The following is a 19,393-nucleotide window of genomic DNA, read 5'->3' on the forward strand; positions in this document are numbered from 1 at the left end:
AGATTTTTTGCATAGAAAAGGTCTGTTTAGTTATCTTCAATTCATTATTTTTTAAGTAGTGATTGGTATAAGTAATGGATTGATCTTGTGAGGATTTTCGTAATGTGTGGACAACCTTAGATGAGTTAATGTAAATAAAAGTAGAAATAATAATCATTCTGCGTGTATTTATCATTCATTTGGCACTAAAATTTAAGGGCGTTCCTAGCTTTAATGAGTTAACAGAGGGCGTTGATATGAACTTAAAAACTGGCTTTATAACCATCTCTATAGTGGCGTTTTCACCATTTGTTTTTGCTCAAGATAAGGTGTTTAACGATTTTATTAACGATAGTAATGCGATTTCTATCGCGGAAAATCGCAGTGGTACAAGTACAGAGAGAGCAGTTCAACAGCATGGGTCTAAGAGTATGCAAATCGATGGTATGCTCGAAGCGTATGAGAATAAATCAATGGATATTAATATGGAAGGAGTCATGGATGACAAAATTGAGCATAAACGAATTCACCATAAACGGGCTTAATAGTCCATTATGTCGAGTTCTTATTTAAGCCGCTTTATCATCATAAAGCGGCTTTTTGTTTTGATTAAAGTGATTGCTACCAAACAAGATTTCTATAAGACGAGATTGCGTTAGTGAAAATCACGAGAATGACTTGCTAGCTGTGCTAGTTCATCACTGATGTCAATTAATTGACCTGCAATAATGTGTATTACCTCGCCTTCTTTTTCTATAATCCCTTTTACTTTTAGTATCTTAGCGGTTAAATAACTCTTCTTTTGCGCTCTAGCGGTTGCTTGCCACACCACTACATTTATGTTGCCTGTATCATCTTCTAGAGTGAAAAAGGTAATGCCTCCAGCGGTATGAGGTGATTGCCTACCTGTGACCACACCAACTACAGTGACCATTGATTGATGAGGCTGGTGGATCAATTGGTTTTGTCGAACGAACTTTCCTAATTTATTCTCTTTTTCGAGCAGAGTAATGGGATGTTGATTTAGGGATAGTCCAGTGGCGGAATAATCCTCGATCAACGCTTCGTAATCATTGGTTTGAAAGACATAATCCGGCTTAATTTGCGCGCTATTTAGTTGATTAAAGAGTGGCAGATCTTCTACAGAATCCATTAACTGCCAACGAGTAGAGTAGCGATCACCGGTAAGATCATACAGTGCATTGGCGGAGGTAAGAGCGTGCAGCTGTTGTCGATTGATACCAATATTTTTGATTTGTTGGATATGCGTAAACCCTTTTGCAGGGCGGGCGGCTAACAGTTGCTCTCGGCTATTTTGCGAGAGTCCTTTGATCAGTTTTAAACCTAATTGAATACTACTTATATTATTGTTTCTGACGATGCTGTGATCATCATTAGACTGATTAATGCTGATAGGATGCACATTCACGCCATGTCGTTTGGCGTCTTGTAGTAGTTGGTTAGACGAATAAAACCCCATCGGCTGACTATTGAGTAGGGCTGTATAAAACTCAGCTGGATAGTAATATTTGAGCCACGCAGAGCAGTATGCAAGCACGGCAAAAGAAGCAGAGTGACTTTCTGGAAATCCATATTCACCAAAACCACAAATCTGTTCAAAAATTTTCTCGGCAAAGCGACGCTCATAGCCCCGACAGAGCATCCCTGAAATCAGCTTATCGCGAAACTTAAATAAATCGCCATTTTTTTTCCAAGCGGCCATAGCACGGCGCAATTGGTCGGCCTCTCCACCACTAAAGCCCGCCGCCACCATCGCCAATTTAATCACTTGTTCTTGAAATATTGGGACGCCTAAGGTTCTTGATAGAACACTTTCTACCTCTTGGGAAGGGTACGAAATAGCTTGTTCTCCATTTCTGCGCTTTAAATAAGGGTGAATCATATCGCCCTGTATCGGGCCGGGCCTGACAATAGCGATTTGAATCACTAAGTCATAATAACAGCGCGGTTTAAGGCGCGGTAACATGCTCATTTGAGCTCGTGATTCTATTTGAAAAACACCTATGGTATCGGCCTTTTGTAGCATGGTGTACACCTTAGGATCGTCTTGTAAGCGAGTGATATCAGCAATACTAAGTTGTCGCTGATGATGACGTTCAATTAACTGAAAGCAACGCTTGATGGCACTTAGCATTCCCAAAGCAAGTACATCAACTTTGAGTAGCCCTAAACTTTCTAAGTCATCTTTATCCCATTGGATAATGGTTCGCTCGGGCATAGCGGCGTTTTCTACGGGCACTAATTCATATAAAGGGCCTGCTGAAATAACAAAGCCGCCCACGTGTTGCGATAGATGACGAGGAAAGCCGATGATTTCGTCGACTAGTTGTATAAATAACTGTCCTTTTAAAGAATCAGGTTTTAGCCCCAGTTCATAAATTTGCGCTTGCCAATTTAAGCCGACATCACGGCGATTAATGTTTTTGATGAAAAAATCGAGTTGAGTTTCATCTATGGCTAATGCTTTACCCACTTCTCGAATGGCACTTTTTAATCGATAGCTGATGACAGTGGCGGCAAGAGCGGCTCGCTCACGTCCATATTTTTGATAAATATATTGGATGACTTCTTCACGACGTTGGTGTTCAAAATCCACATCAATATCGGGCGGCTCATTGCGCTCTTTACTGATAAAACGTTCAAACAGGACTGATATTTGTCTAGGATCGACAGAGGTGATTTCTAAGCAATAACACACCACGGAGTTTGCAGCAGAGCCTCTGCCTTGATACAAAATCCCTTTTTGTTTGGCGAACATCACCACATCATGAATGGTTAAGAAAAAATGGGCATAATTAAGCTCATCAATGAGTTTGAGTTCTTTATCTATGGTTATCTGAACACTTTTAGGCACGCCATTTGGAAACCGCAGCTGCTTACCTTGATTAACCAGTTGGCATAAATGAGCAAATGGCGTTACAGAGCGTGGCACGATTTCAGCAGGATATTGATAGCCTAAGCTGGCTAAGTTAAAAGAACAGCGACAGGCTATATTGTGGGCTTCTTCTAGCCACTCTTTACGGAAGAGTTTGCTCAATTTGGGTTTATTGCGCAGAGCTCGCTCTGTATTAGTCAGTAGGTGCTCACTTATATTTGCCACGACGGCATTATGCTTGATTGCGACAAGGGTATGTTGCAGTGCAAGACGCGTGGCGTTATGCATTAATACCCCGCCACATGCAGTAATCGGGATAGTGTATTGATGAGCAAGTTTTTGATTGTAGTCTAGGTATTGTTTATCTGTGTTGGTGAGGTGCCTTTGTAGCCCAAGCCATAGTCGCGCACTGTGTTGTTTGGTTAGCCATTTTGCCCAATGGTGATCATATTCTTGCATCTGTGGTAGCCAGATAATCAAGCAGTGCTTAATGGAGAGTATGTCCCATTGTGATAGTGAATACTTACCTTTATCACTGCGTCTGCGCGCGTTAGTGATGATGCGAGCTAACTCAGCATAGGCTTGTTGGTCTGGGCATAGCAGTATAATTTGGCACTCTTGGTCTAACCAAAACATACTACCGACGATAAGTTTGATGCTGAGTTGCTTATCCTTAATTGCGGTATGCGCTCTAACGACTCCCGCTAAAGAGCACTCATCGGTTATAGCCAGCGCTGAATAGCCGAGAAAATCAGCTTGCGTGATGAGCTCCTCGGGATGCGAGGCTCCGGTTAAAAACGAAAAATTGCTCTGACAAAAGAGCTCAGCATATTTAAAAGTAGACATGTTCAATTTATGAATACATTACAGTTGAATGCTAGAAGGTAAGTTGCTCATTAGCTGAATACTCCCTGAATGAACCATTCTTTAGTTGGGGTTTTGTATATCCATAACCAGCGGCCATTGTGTTCTCGCGCTATATAGTAATCACGGTTAATTGAGTTTCCATCCCACCATCCGCTATGAATACGCTCAGGACCTTGGATAATTTCAACCTTGCTATGGAGAGGTTTAGGTTTGGGATAGATAAAACTAGGGCGAGTGAGTTTTACTTGTGTGTGATTTTTTTCTGGCTTTGAAAAGGCAGGAACATAGGTAGTACTGAGCTCAGGCCTAGGATCGTGATTAGAGGCAATACCTTGTACCGCTTTTGGACCTAACTTAGCTTGTAATAAAGAAAGCAGCTCTAAAGGTGATATTTCCCCTGTGTGTTGATCAAATAGGTCAACTTTGGTGGCCGGCGTTTCTCCCATACGCATCACTTGTAAGCGGATGGATAGAATAGGTGAACTAACCTGAATGGATTCAAGCGTCAGTTTAGACAGTTGTAGCCACTTAGCAGAAAGGTAGTCACCAATAGCAGAATAGAAGGTGATCTCCTGCTGTGATTGATCCCTTTGATAAAGGCTAAGTTGAATTTCGTAGGCCACTTTATCTCTTAGCTTTAAAAAGCTTTCCATTTGTTCTAATAAGCGGCTTAGCGGTGCGATTAAGCAGTGAGTATGCTCAATTTCATACAATAAATTGAGGTGCTGATTAAAGTGAGCGGGCGGATGATAATACTGCACAGGGTGCTTAAATTGACCGAGTAGTCGCCCCACATAGTTGACGACTTGGATATCAAAACGGCGCGCAATGTCCGTCATATTAAGAGCGGTAAGCTGCGCTAAATTATGTACGCCAATACGAGCAAGTTTCGCTATATTTGCCGTACTAAGCTCAGTGGTAATGAGTGGGCGCTGTAAAACAGATTGTTCGATAGTGTCTTGATCATCAGTAATACGATCACAGTGAGTTTCAGCTAAAAGCTTAGCCGCAAGAGGAGAAAATGCGGTGGCATAGTGATAGTTCAGATGCAGTTGATTAAGGTGCTGTGAGATGGTTTTCCAGTAACTATTGAGGTTGCGATAAAGGGTTAGCATATTAGAGACCTTAAGTAGCAAGCCCTGCTCTGGGAAGAGAGTAATGTCTGAGGTATACACATACAACCATTGTGCAACTTGCTGTAATTTATCGATTTCTATTTGCTGTTGATAAGGAAATACTTGCAGTTCGGCGCACAGTGAAGCAGCGCTACCTAATCCCATTCCTAATGTTATGCCTTTATCTGAAGCTACCTGATTGAGCTGTATGATCTTGTGTTGCTCAACAATACAGATAGCGGGGTTTTGTGTTGGATCATGGGGTATAAGTTGATTGTTAAGCCCATTTTTTGCTTGAGGGTTGAACGCGACTTTAGAGCTGTTTGCAGAATCTAAAGTTGAGTCTGCAAACAGCGTATCTAATTGCAATTTTGGGAAATGAATATACAGCCAAAGGTTCATGCGTGTTGCCTCTTGTGTAGAGGAAAAGGAATGACTTGGTGCAAAGGCTTTTGAGTACAAAGTTGCGGCCAGCGGTGACTTAAATCGACGCTAAAGGCTTGTTGTTGCCATCCGCCGCGACGTTTAATCACATCTACCGTCATTCCGCTTTCTGTTGCATTGAGTTGTACGCTAAGAGGAATGGGTAGCGAAGCACTATTTTGGCGGTCGAGATTAAAATGTACGTTTAATGCTCGGCCTTTTTCGGCTGCAATTTGTAAACGCCTGGCTTGGTGCACCTCCAATTGTGGATGCCATAAGCACACGCAGGCGCAACTACCGCTTTTTAAGCATTGCTCTGCCGCCCATAAGTCGTGTTTAGTACTGTCTATAACTAAGACGTTATGAGGGGCAATACCTTCAGTTTCAAAATAATGAGCGCATGGCAGGGCAGGTGGGTTAATCAATACCAAGCTGCGATCTTGAGTGGTTGATTGCAACATAGGGGTCAGTAACCTCAGTTCACCAATACCGAATTCAGATTGGATCTCCATAAGCCCCATTTTTGGGAAACCTTCTAGATGTTGATCCCATTCACTAAAGTAAGACGGCTGATTAATTAAAGGGATGTTTTGCTCTGAACCCTTCCAAATCAATTGCTTACGCTGTAATAAATCAATAATATTTTGCATAATAAATACCTGTATATACATACAGTATATTTAACTTTGCATGAGACGCAAGTGACAATATAGATCTGCCTATAAATTAACCATAAATGCAGGTGGCAAAGAGTGACAATGAAGTTTGGATAAAGGGCAAAGGGTAAAGGGCAATAGGAAGTTGGAGGAGCTGGAGCGCTTGAAAGTAAGGTGCTGTGGGTATTAGGCTTTTAGAGTGCCTAATACCCAGTAAATAGAGGTAAACGCTTAGGTAACGTCTGGATTGTGTTGTAATAAGAGCGCTTCAAAGTCTTCTTTAGAGAGCGCTTTACTGTAGTAATATCCTTGGGCAAATTCACAATGCTGTGTTTTTAAGTAGTTTTGATCCCACTGAGTTTCAACCCCCTCAGCAACCACTTTCAGCCCTAGTGCTTTTGCCATAGCAATAATGGCATTGACCAGTTCTTGCGAAGAAGGGTTTGTTTCCATATCTTGCAAGAAGGAACGATCGATTTTGAGCTTACTAAATGGAAACTTCTGTAGGTAACTTAACGCCGAATATCCGGTACCAAAATCATCAATAGAAAAGTGCGCGCCAATTCGTTTGATCTCTTCTAATATTTGCACCGTTTCGATGTTGTTGTTAAAGAGTAAGCTTTCCGTAATTTCAATATCAAGTAAGCTGGCATCTAGCCCCGAATTACTTAGGGCAGTTAAGATACTTTCAATTAATGTTTCTTGCTGTCTAAATTGAGCGGCAGAAAAGTTTACAGCAATGGAAAGCGGTTGAATGGCTTGCCATTGTTGAGCTTGGTGACAGGCAGTATGTAGCGCCATATGCCCTAACTTATGGATAAGCCCATTTCTCTCTGCAATAGGAATAAATTCATCTGGCGGTACAAAGCCAAGTTTGTCATCCCACCATCGCATTAAGGCTTCTGCGCCGGTGATTTTTTTACTTTCTAGATCAATAATCGGCTGATAGTAGATCTCTAATTTATTATCGTTAATTGCTTGGCGTAGCCTAGCATCAATATCCAAGCTTCTTTGAACATCGGTATTCATGCTTGCTTCATAGAAGCTAAAGCCATTTCGCCCCTCTTTTTTCACTCGATACATCGCAATATCAGCATGTGCCATTAGCTCTTCGGTGGTTTTGCCATCTTGAGGGTACATGGACATGCCAATGCTGGTGGAGATGAAAAATTGGCTGCCGTTAAGCTGAAAAGGCTGTTCAAAGATGGTTAACAGTTTAGAGGCTAAGGTTTGAGCTTCTTTCTCTGAGCTTAGGTTAGGGATAACCAATAAAAATTCATCCCCGCCAATGCGCGCAACCACATCGGTTTTACGAACTGATTGACGTAAACGCTTAGCTGTTTGCACAAGAAGTCTATCGCCGGCTAGATGACCTAAGGTGTCGTTGATTTGTTTGAAATCATCAAGGTCAATGAACATAACTAACACGTTGACATCATCTCGCTTCGCTTGCAGCAAGGCATGCCTTAGTTTTTCATCGCCCGATTTACGGTTAGATAGGCCGGTTAAAATATCGTGACTGGCTTGATAAGCCAGTTCTTTTTCAAACATTTTACGCCTGTCTATCTCTGTTTTAAGACGATGGTTCTGCCGTGTTAATACCGCTTGTTGGTTATGTGTTTCTTCAATTTTAGTGGTGAGTATTAGGTTAGTATTGTTAATTCGTAATGAGTAGTACAGTCCTAAAATAACGGGCACCGCCAAGAAGGACAGCGCGATAGTAAACCAAGTTGATGTGATTATCTGGCTTTCTGATATCGGTGCAAACCAAGCGTGCAGACTAAACGGGGTGTTCGCTACTTTTTGATTAAAGTACAAAGTGTTTGAGTGATGATCACCCGATGAATCAAAAGTATCCCAAATAGGCAGTGCACCGTGCACGGTAGAGAGCGTAAGTTGGCTATTACTGAGTTGATATTCTTGGGTAGTAAGTAGGTTTATGATGGATTCATTTTTAACATCACCCACTAAAATACCGACGACTTCACCATTGAGATAAACGTTTTGTAATGCTCGAATAACGATATGATCATTTTCGACCAGAATATCAATTTCGTGATCGACAGTTTGCATTTTTTTAAATGGAATACTGCTTAAATCAAACGGGATTTTTGGGCTTGAATCCGCAATAATGTTTGAATTAAAGCCAACCAGAAGCATTCGATTAAATTTAGCGTTTTCATGTAGATGCGGGTTAGGGTTGGTATGGCGAATCAAGTTACGGCGCAACTGCAGTAAACTTGATCCTAATCCGTATTGCATGGACATACCAGAAGCAAGGTTTGCGAAAAACGTATACGTCGTTTTATGCTGGGCAACTTCACTCAATTCTTTTTTGGTCGTCTCAAAGAAGTAACCAATGGATTCTGAATAAATTTTTACATTCAGATTCAGCTCATTCAACTGTGATTCTTTGAGGCGATTTTGCCCAGCATTAGTGACAACAATCATTAATAGCAAGTAAGCGCCTAGAAGAAATCCTCCCATGAGAATGGCATTGCGGCGATTTAATCTAAGCTTCATATTCATGTATCGTTACTTTTGTGAGCCTTAAAGTAGTCACTGTAATAATAAAATACAGAAGGGTAATATTTTTCAACTAGCTGATTGTAAGTACCATTACGTCGAATTTCCCTTAAATAATCATTAAAGGCTTCACGTAGTTTAGGTGAATCTTTTCTAAAGCCTGCAGCCATAAACTGTTCTTCAGAAATTGGGCCGATAACTTTAATTTCACCAGGCCATTTTTCTAACGCAATTAAAGTGTCTGGAACATCGAGCAGTGTGTTATCTGCATCTTTATTTAATATCGCAGGGACCATTTCATTTAACTTGCGAGCTTTTTCAGGAAGAATGATATTAGCCCCAGTTTTGTACAGATCATACAAGTTAGGGTCTAGGCATGTCTGTTCCATAGCTAACACATTTTGATCTTTGAGCAAGGTCTTCACGGCATCAATGTCTTTATCGACACTATTGCTTGGGGAAATAGGTTGTAGCTCTGAGTCAGCGCGAGAAATTAACCATACAGCAGAAGGGAAGTAGTCATCAGAGAAGTCAATTAGTTGCTCTCTCCACGGGAGAATGGTTGCGCCATTAGCGATCACATCACCTGTAATCGGCACTTTTTTACCGTACTGTATGACGTTGTCTTTATAAATGGCTTCTTTTCCTGTGAGGTCACCAAAAGCGCTATTCCAAGTGCTTGGAACAAATTGGTATTCAACGCCTAAGTACTTAGCAAAGCCTTGTATGAGTTCAATATCTAAGCCTTGAGCCGTATAGAGACCATCGGTGTTGATATAGTTGACAAAGTTGGCGTAAGGGATGCCAATGTGACGAATTACACCTGCTTTTTTGACATCGGCTAAGTCATAGGCATAACTTGGCTTGATAACAAATAATAGAGCGATGCAAAGACTTTTTATGATGGTGAATGTGGTCTTTGTTTTTATCATTGCCTTCATCCTTGAAATATAAAGTAGGGCTTACATTAGCAAGTAAGCCCTAGGCTGTTAAGCGAATATTAAGCCATTCGTTTGTACAAATGTGCCATCGCTTTCACTAGACCCGTTACATCATCTTCATCATGGAATAAGTGAGTAGAAATACGTAATGCATAAGTAGCAGTAGTATCGTCTAGACGCAATGAGAAGTTAGTAGTGCGGATAGTGTATCCGTATTCTTCGCGAAGTAGATCACGGAATTCAGTTAGACGAGTGCCGTTAGACAGGTCATCAGAGAATGGGTTGAACGAAGTTAAACCACTTGATAGTTCGCGCTCTGGTGGGCAGAAAAGAGTACCGTGTGGCAATTCTTTGCTTAGCTCTTCTTTACACAAAGCACTAAGATCTAGAATACGCTCTTCGATTTTATCACGACCAATTTCATCCCATAGTTTACAAGTATCAGCTAGAGCTTGTTTGGCTGGGTAGTTGTCGTTGCCGATGTACTGCATTCTGGTCACAAAGTTCATTGTTTGATAACCATCTTCACCAAGTGATGAGTTAACAAAGTAGAAAGGACGGCGGTCTGCAGGCCAGAAACGAATCAAACGCTCAGCTTCTTGACGAATATAAAGGATACCCGTTGCGCCTGGGCCACACTGCCACTTATGACCAGAACCTGCATAGAAATCACAATCCATGTCATGCAGATTAACATTCATCATGCCAATGGTATGAGCGGCATCAACTAACGTTGGGATACCGTTATCACGTGCTAGTGCACAAATCTCTTTTGCTGGTAGTAAAGTACCGGTTAAGTAAGTAATGTGAGAGAACATTACCAAGCGTACATTGCCGTTTGCATTGTGCTCTTTAATGGCATCAGCAAACACATCAACAAAGTCTTTTTTCTTCAGTTTTTTCTCGCCTGTGTAAACAGGGATTTCAACAAAAACAACTTTAGCACCTACGCGATCGGCAGCACTAAATAGTGGAGAGCGTCCACCAATATGCTCATGATGAGTAGTAATGATGATGTCGTCTTTTTGGAAATCTAGACCAGAAAGAATAGAAACCATGCCATCTGTTGTATTTCGGCTTAGAACGATTTCATTTTCATCTGCGCCAAAGCCAGGTGCAATGTCTGCTGCCATTTGGCTCATGTAAGGCCAGCTGCCAAACTTGTTTTGCATGTCCCAAGGGTATTTAGCAACAAGCTCATGGTTCTCAGCTAGGGTCTTTTGCACGCTAGTTGGCATTGAACCTGTTGTACCAATGTTCATGTAAACATTGCCATTCGCTAAAGAGAACTGCTGTTGAACCTTCTTCCAGAAATTTTTGTCTGAAGAGTTGCCATGAGAGAAGGCTGCGTGTGGATGGTGTGGGTGGTGCTGGTGTCTCGCTAAAGCACTCGTTGAGAAAAGAGAAGTACCTAGTCCTGCAACAGCAACACCTGCGCTACCTTTTAAAAAATCCCTACGGTTAAACTTAGACGTGGTTTCACTCATTATTTCATTTCCTTTAATTGAGTTTAGATAAATCTTTCTTATAGTACTTAAAGAACGATATTAGAAACTGCTAATGTCGTATTCTAAAGACTAAAATCTTAACTTCGTATCAAACAAGGCATAGTTAAAATCTTATCTAACCAGTATTAACGCTATATGTTTCAATATTATGTTTTTGTGAAAGTAGCTTATGTTTAAAAATAGCGAATAAGCACCCAGTAACATATAAATTCTGTTTTATGCATGTTATTTCAAGAGGCACATTATATTTACAGCAATTTATAATTGATATATTTAAGCTGTTACATGTTGGTAAATCGTGATCATTGTCGAGAAATTAAATTAAAACTCATATATATCAGTGATTTAGTTGATTTCTTTTAGAGGTGAGTTTGTGGTTTTAGGCTGATTATTGTAATGCACTGGATATTTATTGATGTTTGCCGAGAGTCGCCAGTTATGCATTAGTAAACCTTACTTATTAGATAAGTTATTATGCGAATAGCTGTAATTTTATGCATTCTATATAGAGGGTAAATATTAACATGTGATTATGTAAAATAGCGGCGAAATAACGATTAGATAGATAGGGTTTTGCGGTATTAAAGAGAAGAATAAACCCGTTAGAAGCGATGTCTAATTTGCAGCACCCTGATTGATCTTGCTAGCGTGCACCCAGCAGGGAAAAGTCGTGAATATAGTGGTTTAACAGGAAAATGTTGCTAAAGTAAATATGAATATAATGAAAATATTCTGCAAATAAGCGCTTAATCTGCAAAGAACATGGTTGTGAATATGTCAAAAAAACTGATCCTATTTCTTATAATGTCACTGATAACCACAATAGTAATCACCGTGATAGTGTCTTTAAATATTGGACAAAAACAGTTTCAAGAAAGCACATTTGCGGTATCACCTTTAGGAAGTGCAACACCTACCGATGTGGGGATTCAATATGAAGACATTGATATTGAAGCTAATGATCGCGTACTAAAGGCTTGGTATGTGCCCGCCAAAGACGCAATGGGTGCCGTTTTAGTGTTCCATGGACAAAATGAATCCTTATCGAATTGGGTGTGGGCTATACAGCGCTTACATCAACGAGGCTTGTCAGTGTTTGTGTTCGATTACAGCGGATTTGGACAAAGCCAAGGAAAGCCTTCTGTTGAGGCGTTACGTGAAGACGCATTAGCCGCTTATACACAATTTAAGGCGAGGATCGGAAACACAGCCTCTTATTTTCTGGGATATTCTTTAGGCACTGGGGTCCTTATCGATGCACTTAGTCATCATCAACAGATGACCGCAAATGGTGTGGTACTTGCCAGTCCTCTTTCTAGTATTCGAGATGTTGCGATTGAAAGTGGCTCTGTATTACCCATATTTTCATTTGTGGTGCCGGATGCGTATAACAATGTGACTGGAGTTACATCGATAACTATGCCTGTGAGTATTGTGCATAGTGAGACCGATGGTCGTTTTCCTGTATGGATGGCTCAGAAAGTGGCTAAAGCGGCTGCTAATGCTAATTTAACGGTTGTTTCAACGCCTAAACATTCAGAGTTTCTAGCCAGTCCCGAGCAGCTCAATGGTGCCGGAGTACAGTTTTGGAATGCGGTTTTAGGTGCTATGACGTCTGATTGATTGCCGTTGCTGTTCAAACTATTGCCGTTTAAAAAATGACAATGAGTTAAATAGAGGATATTGAGGAAATAAGTCATGGACACTGCAAGGTGCAGTATCCATGACTGGAGTTACTTTTTAACGACAGTGGTTAGCACTGCATTAAGTCTTTTAAATTAGTAGCTTTGTAGCGCATCCAGAGTTGGAACCAAAGCAGGGTTCTCTTTTCTGAACTTGTCATAAACACTAGATACTTTCTTTTGGAATGCAGAAACATCAACTTCAGTTATTTCACCACCATTTTTGATGATTTCAGCTTTTGCATAGTCAGAGTATTCATCCCAGTACTTATCTTGAACATCTAAAGCTTCTCTTGCCACTTGGCGAATAGTCGCTTGATCTTCTTTTGATAGACCATGCCAAATTTCAGTAGATACAACGAGCAGATCAGGAATCATGGTGTGTTGATCTAAAGTGTAATATTTTGCTACTTCGTACTGACGAGTAGAGAAGTAAGTCGGGATATTGTTTTCTGCGCCATCTACAACACCTTGTTGCAATGCAGAATAAACTTCACCTGATGAAATTGGCACAGGGCTAACGCCTAATGCTTTCATCGTATCAATATCGATTGGTGAGTTTTGCACACGAATTTTTAGACCTTTAAGATCTTCCGGCGTAGATATTTTGGTTTTGGTATAGAATCCACGAGAACCGCTAGATAAAAATGCGAGTCCAATAAAGCCGTCTTTTTCAGAAGACTGTAGAATTTTATCACCGACAGGGCCGCGTAAAATTCTTTTTGAATCCGCTTCATCTTTATATAAGTAAGGCAAAGACAGCACTTTATATTCTGGTGAAAAAGAGGCTGCTAAACCACCACCGACTTTAGCAAATGCTAGAGTGCCGTTTTGTACCATTTGTAAGGTTGACTCTTCACCACCTAAAGTTAAGTTAGGATAAACTTTAATTCTCATATTTGTTCTTTTAGAAACTTCTTGTGAGAACCAAGTTAAGGATTTATGTACAGGATGCTCTAATGGCATTGCATGAGCGAGTTTTTGCATTTTCGCTGATGCATTGAATGATAGAGATAGCATTGCTAATCCAGTACAGGTCAATAAAGTCTTTAAGTTCATTATTTTCATTTTTTATCCTTTATTAAAAATTAATGTTTAATAGCCAACTAGCTTAGGTAACCACATAGTTAGACTTGGAAATGCAGTAACGATTATCAATGCCAATAGGATAAATCCGTAAATTGGTAAGAGTTTTGGTACTACATCGCCTATTTTTCTATTAGCAATGCTGCAGCCTACAAATAAAGCAGTGCCGACAGGGGGGGTACAAATACCAATAGACAAGTTAAACACCATCATGATTCCGAAATGAATAGGGTCCATTCCCAAATAAACGCCAATCGGTAATAAAATAGGTGTAAAAATTAATATAGCGGGTGACATATCCATGAATGTGCCAACCACAAGGAAAATCAAGTTCATTGAAATCAATATAATGATTGGATTTTCAGAAATATTAAGTATGAACTCTGCAATATACTGAGGTATATCAGCATTTGACATCGCCCAAGACATCGAACTTGATGTTGCAATCATCAGTAATACGATTGACGTGATAATTACACTATCGATAACGATAGACGTTAAGTTTTTAATTTTTAGTTCTTTATATATAAAGCCGAGCGCTAAACTATACACAACGGCTATAGCTGAAGCTTCTGTTGCTGTAAATACACCTCCTACGATGCCACTCATAATTAAAATAACCATAAATAGGCTAGGGATTGCCTCAATGATTATGCTATACGCGGATTTCTCTGATCTTACTTTTTCTTGTGGTACCTTGTATTTTTTACCGAAAATAAAGATGCCTGCCATTACTGCTAGACCCATCAATATTCCAGGGAAGTAGCCAGCTAAGAATAAGTATTGGACGGATGTACCACTGACCAATGCATACAGTATTAATACATTTGATGGTGGTATCAGTAGTCCTGAAGGACAAGAGGCAATATTGACCGCACTAGAGAAATCTTTTGGGTATTTCTTTTCGTTCTGTAATTCGCCCATAAGCCCGCCAACAGCGGCTGCAGAGGCGGTGGCTGATCCTGATAGTGAGCCAAACATCATGTTTGCAATAACGTTGACATGACATAGCGCACCCGGCAGTCGACCACCTAATAGCATGGCAAAGTTAATCAGTCTCTTAGCGATACCACCAGAGTTCATGAGGTTGCCAGCAAATATAAAGAAGGGTAAAGCCAATAGCCCAAAGTTATCCAGTCCTCTTAATAACTGCTGAGAAGCTAAACTTGCCGATTTGTCGATTGGAAAATGTAGGAATATGGTTAGTAGTGAAGATAATCCAATACTAAACGCAATTGGCATTCCTATAATTAGGAATACAAATAACGAGCCAAATAAGACAATAACCGGTAACAAGTAATAGACAGCATCAGGCATTATTGAAAGATATTGTTCAGTAAACATTAAGTCTAGTAATGTCATAATTTATTAACTCTTTCTTGATGTACAAATGTCATGTGAATATTTCAAAATATCATTTATGGCAAATATATTGATTAGCACACCAGAAATAGGTGCAGCTAAATAGATATAACCCATAGGTAAATTGGAGCCAAACAAGCTCAATGTAGGAGATACTTGGTTAAACTGAAGCGTTCTCATTACAACACTCGAACCACCATAAATTAACACTAAGCTAGAGAATGCGATTACCATCAAACTGATAGTAATGTTTAAAGCGTTCTTGTTTTTAACTTTAGTGATGAGTAGTTCTATAGCTAAGTGTCGTTTTAAAGAGTACGTGTAAGCACCACCTAAAACACCAATCCAAATTAAAAGATATCTAGATAGTTCATCAGTGAAAGTTGATGGAGAATCAGTGAAAAAACGAGTGAATACTTGCCATACCACTGTTGTAACTATTAGCCACATCAATACAACAAGAAATCCACCTAGTAATTTAGTGATTTTATCAACTATGGTAGAGAAAAAATTCACTCATATATTCCTTTCGGTAAGTAAAAACTGAGACCAAAATCACATTGATACTGTGATTAAATAAATAAAAATGCATTCTTATATTTTGTTACACGGAAAATGTTATCCGTAACAAATGTATATTTAAAGTCGATTTTCTTAAAAGTGCGGTATTAGTCATAAAATAGAATGAGAATGTGATCTCGCTAGGGTATTCGAACGAATAAAGAGAATTTAAGGAAAAACCTTATTTGTTGTTGCTTATGTACTGCAGCGATCTACTGACCAGAGCATAGCTCTAATACATTGCTCTTAATTATTGATGCATGAAGCGTGGAAGCTATCTATGTCTGATATAGAAAGTAGAGAAATAGAAACTTTCATTTCTATTGAACCTTCATATAGAAGAAACATTGCCGTTAAATGGTATTAAGTTTTTAACTATAAAATAAGACTAGTGGTAGCAGGTAATTTAGATATTCTTCAAATTTATGCATTTCTAATGATATTAAAAACGCCATCGCCTAAATATTCATAATTATGAATATAATTCCATTGCCCAGCATATGAAATAACGTTGAATTCCCAGCAAATACAGTGACTCTTTATCTGTCTTGTAAAATATTTATATTTTGCACGAGAATAAATAGTGAGGTTCGTCATGCTTTTAGTTATTCATGAAATCAATATATAAGTAATTCACAATTCTGTAAGTCACTGTTTTTTAAGGGTTATTTTATGATGTTACATCCTGTAAATTAGCGTCATATAATATTGATGTATGACAAATGGGATCTAGATCGCTTGGCGTTTCTGAAATATCTAATAACATGTACTCACAAAATATAACTACTCCAAGTGAGAGAGGACACATGAACAAGAATATTTTAGCCATATTAATTGGGCTTGCATTGGTCGGTTGTAACGACTCAACTACAGACAACGACACAGCTGATACCCCTGATAATTCAATTCCAGCTACACCAATTGAACCTGCTAATCCAGTGACTCCTCCTGGAGATGAAAACCCAGGCGACGAAAATCCGGGTGAAGAAAACCCGGGCGAAGAGAACCCAGGTGAAGAAAATCCTGGTGAAGGAACTCCTGAAGAACCACCTGTAGAAGTAGAATCAGATGTTCCTTCTGTATCAGCTATGCCTGAAGGTGTTAAAACGCTACTGACTTCTGATCCTGCTGAGTGTACAGAAACTGTTTCAGAAATTGATATGAATGAAACCGCACTAGCTGCTGGTACTGTAATTTGTATCGAAGATGGCACTTATACCGAAGCAAACCTTAAGTTTGGTGGTATTGGTACTGAAGAAGCGCCAATCAAAGTTCGTGCTGTGACTCCTGGTGAAGTAATCATCACTGGTGAAGCTAAAGTTGTTATGGGCGGTGAGCACGTTCAACTACACGGCCTTGTTTTCGATGGTCCTGAAAGCTCAAGCAGCAAGCTACTAGAGACACGCTTTGGCTCTGACGAAATGTGTAACCATTGTCGTATTTCAGAAAACGTATTCCTTAATGTTGATGGCGACCAAAACCTAACTAGCGATAGCTCAGACAATGGTGTTTGGATTGCACTATACGGTCAACATAACTGGCTTGATCACAACATTTTCAGTGGTAAAACAACGGGTAACCCAATGGTTTCCTTACTACGTGAAAGTGGACTAATGGATGAAGGCAATGGTGGCCTAGCTGAGTACACCACTGTTTATGCCAACTACTTTGCAAACCGTCCACCAACAAACGGTAAATTGTACGCAGGCAGCAGTGACAATGACTACGAAGCAATTCGTACTGGTCTAAGTGAAACTCACCACTATGCAGGTAACTCATTTATCGTGGGTAACTTATTTGAGCGTATTCAAGGTGAAGCGGAAGTTATTTCAAACAAAGCATCAAACAACGTAATCGCACAAAACACAGTACGTAACAGCTACGGTTCAATCACCAACCGTCACGGCAACCACAACAACGTTTCAAATAACTTTGTGTTCGGTGATGGTAACCCTTACGCAGGTGGTTTAAGACTGGTAGATGATGGTCATATCGTGGCTAACAACTACATTGAAGGTGCGCGTTATAAATCATCCACTCACCACGGCGGTATTGTTCTACTAGGTGGCGACGGTTCTGGTGATGGTGGTAATGGCTACCAGCAATTAGAAAATGTACATGTTGCATTTAACACAGTGGTAGACAGCGTTAATAGTATCAATATTGATGGTGGCGGTAAGTCTGACCAACCTAATCAAATTTACTTTGCCAACAACATCGTTGATCAAGCTATCGGTCCAGTATACGTTGGTACTGACCGCGGTTGGGCAAGTGACTCTGTTGTTGTAGGTAACATCGTAAATGGTGATTCATTTGCTGATACTGACAACGTTTCAGGTTCTACTGCTAGTGTTGATCTAGCAAAAGGAATTGATGGTCTATACCGTCCTTCAGAGTCTTCAAGCATCGATGCGACTGAATACGATAAAGGTGAGTTTGCAGCAATTTCTATCGATATGGATGGCCTTGCACGTAACGAAGCGACTCTAGCGGGTGCGGATGATGTGACCAATGGTACTCCACTACTTGAGCCACTAACTTATGCTGATGTAGGTCCTAAATCTTACGACTTTGAGAAGCCTGCAGCTATCATCAACGAAGTAGCAATTGAAAACTACGCATTTGTTGATGGAACAGAAGGTTGGTCTGGCAACGCATCAACGACTAACGTTGATACATTCAGCTACGGTTCAAGCTTAGTAGTTGAAGGTAGTGACCAAGGCGCATCACAAACAGTGGCTCTTTTAGCGAACACACCACATGCAGTATCTGCTTTTGTTAAAGGTAAATACAACATTACTGTAGGTGAGCACAGCTTTGACGGTGACGCTTCTGATAGTGAGTACCAACTGGTTATCCATGAGTTCACAACTGGCTCTGAAACTTCAGCGGATCTATCTCTAGCACTAGCTGACGAAGTGACATTAGATGCAGGCATCGTTGATGGCGACCTAGGTCAATGGCGTGCTGACGGTGGTAGCAGTGATGTTTGGGTTTCAAGAGAAGGTAGCAGCGAAGGTCTAGGTGATGTAGGTAGCTCTGGCGACTCAGCATTTACTGACGAAGGTGGTTCAAGTGGTTCTGCTCGTGTTCGCTTTAAGTCTGGCGAAGCAGTATACAACTTTGATTCTAAGCCTGGCCTAAGCCAACAAGTGTCTGGTATTCCAACAGGTACAGACATGACATTCAGCCTGTACTACTGTGATAACAAAGGCGATGACTCTGCATCAACTCTACACTACGGTGTTGAAGATAGCGATGGCCTAGTTATTGCGGAAGCAAGAGCACATGTGAGAGACCTAGACGACGCACCTGAAGGCAGTGTTAAAGATTGCTTTAAGCAAGTAACTGTTGATTTCAATAGCGGTTCACACACTGATGTTAACGTATTTGCCTACATGGAAATCGATACTGAAACCTTCACTCAAGAAGAGTTAGAAGCTCTAGTAGAAAGTGACAAAGAACTAGAAGTTCGCCTAGATGAGTTCGCTCTAACGTACCAAGGTACACCAGCATCTGACTCAAAAGCATACTTTGATGAAGTTCGCATCATCAACCGTGTAAACGCAAAATAAGTAACTCTGCTTAGTAAAAATTAATTTACGCTAGCTTAGCCCCTTCGATTACCGAAGGGGCTTTTTTTTATTTTGGGGTATCTCCTTCATGTTGAGGATGACATTAGGTAGGTAAGTGCTACAAACATGTACTGACTACGATGGATTGACGCCATCCTATTCCATGATCTGTTTTCAAGGGCCGTTCTTATAAATCCACTACCCAGTTAGTATTTT

12 protein-coding genes are annotated in these 19,393 nt (G+C 40.2%); 3 read left to right on the forward strand and 9 right to left on the reverse strand.

The genetic code is table 11. From position 1 onward, the window contains the following. Positions 1 to 236: 236 nt before the first annotated feature. Positions 237 to 524, forward strand: coding sequence for a hypothetical protein (locus tag OCU38_RS03605; RefSeq protein ID WP_261823776.1), 288 nt, complete (start codon positions 237 to 239; stop codon positions 522 to 524). 110 nt (positions 525 to 634) lie between these two features. Here the strand turns inward: OCU38_RS03605 and OCU38_RS03610 are convergent, their stop codons facing one another. The 6 genes from OCU38_RS03610 to OCU38_RS03635 form a co-directional block, all read right to left on the reverse strand. Then, positions 635 to 3,721 carry an error-prone DNA polymerase gene (locus OCU38_RS03610; protein WP_261823777.1) on the reverse strand — a complete coding sequence of 1,029 codons (3,087 nt, stop codon included), beginning with the start codon at positions 3,719 to 3,721 and terminating at the stop codon, positions 635 to 637. 50 nt (positions 3,722 to 3,771) lie between these two features. Further along, complete coding sequence (locus tag OCU38_RS03615; protein ID WP_261823778.1) at positions 3,772 to 5,259, reverse strand: Y-family DNA polymerase; 1,488 nt, start codon at positions 5,257 to 5,259, stop codon at positions 3,772 to 3,774. After that, positions 5,256 to 5,930, reverse strand: coding sequence for a translesion DNA synthesis-associated protein ImuA (gene imuA / locus OCU38_RS03620; RefSeq protein ID WP_261823779.1), 675 nt, complete (start codon positions 5,928 to 5,930; stop codon positions 5,256 to 5,258). Before imuA ends, OCU38_RS03615 begins: the two co-directional genes overlap by 4 nt. Before the next feature lie 237 nt (positions 5,931 to 6,167). Continuing rightward, complete coding sequence (locus tag OCU38_RS03625; protein ID WP_261823780.1) at positions 6,168 to 8,459, reverse strand: putative bifunctional diguanylate cyclase/phosphodiesterase; 2,292 nt, start codon at positions 8,457 to 8,459, stop codon at positions 6,168 to 6,170. 2 nt (positions 8,460 to 8,461) lie between these two features. After that, entirely contained in the window at positions 8,462 to 9,394 is a 933-nt protein-coding gene (locus OCU38_RS03630; protein WP_261823781.1) for a transporter substrate-binding domain-containing protein, read from the reverse strand. A gap of 68 nt (positions 9,395 to 9,462) precedes the next feature. Beyond that, positions 9,463 to 10,890: an aminotransferase class V-fold PLP-dependent enzyme gene (locus OCU38_RS03635; protein WP_261823782.1), complete on the reverse strand. Its 1,428-nt coding sequence runs from the start codon at positions 10,888 to 10,890 to the stop codon at positions 9,463 to 9,465. Positions 10,891 to 11,685: 795 nt separating this feature from the next. Here OCU38_RS03635 and OCU38_RS03640 point away from each other — a divergent pair. Further along, on the forward strand, positions 11,686 to 12,534 hold the full coding sequence (locus tag OCU38_RS03640) for an alpha/beta hydrolase (protein WP_261823783.1): 849 nt from the start codon (positions 11,686 to 11,688) through the stop codon (positions 12,532 to 12,534). 155 nt (positions 12,535 to 12,689) lie between these two features. On the opposite strand, the gene OCU38_RS03645 is transcribed toward OCU38_RS03640, so the two are convergent. The 3 genes from OCU38_RS03645 to OCU38_RS03655 are packed head-to-tail and all read right to left on the reverse strand — an operon-like array spanning position 12,690 to position 15,557. After that, positions 12,690 to 13,661 (reverse strand): TRAP transporter substrate-binding protein, encoded by a 972-nt coding sequence (locus OCU38_RS03645; RefSeq protein ID WP_261823784.1) that lies wholly within the window; start codon positions 13,659 to 13,661, stop codon positions 12,690 to 12,692. Between the two features lie 27 nt (positions 13,662 to 13,688). After that, complete coding sequence (locus OCU38_RS03650) at positions 13,689 to 14,996, reverse strand: TRAP transporter large permease (RefSeq protein WP_261824228.1); 1,308 nt, start codon at positions 14,994 to 14,996, stop codon at positions 13,689 to 13,691. Between the two features lie 51 nt (positions 14,997 to 15,047). Next, the gene (locus OCU38_RS03655; RefSeq protein WP_261823785.1) at positions 15,048 to 15,557 is read right to left on the reverse strand and encodes a TRAP transporter small permease; all 510 of its coding nucleotides are present in this window, start codon (positions 15,555 to 15,557) and stop codon (positions 15,048 to 15,050) included. A gap of 851 nt (positions 15,558 to 16,408) precedes the next feature. Here OCU38_RS03655 and OCU38_RS03660 point away from each other — a divergent pair. Then, on the forward strand, positions 16,409 to 19,177 hold the full coding sequence (locus tag OCU38_RS03660; protein ID WP_261823786.1) for a chondroitinase-B domain-containing protein: 2,769 nt from the start codon (positions 16,409 to 16,411) through the stop codon (positions 19,175 to 19,177). Positions 19,178 to 19,393: the final 216 nt, after the last annotated feature.

The organism is Vibrio neonatus, from assembly GCF_024346975.1.
In the GTDB taxonomy this organism is placed as follows: Bacteria; Pseudomonadota; Gammaproteobacteria; order Enterobacterales; family Vibrionaceae; genus Vibrio; species Vibrio neonatus.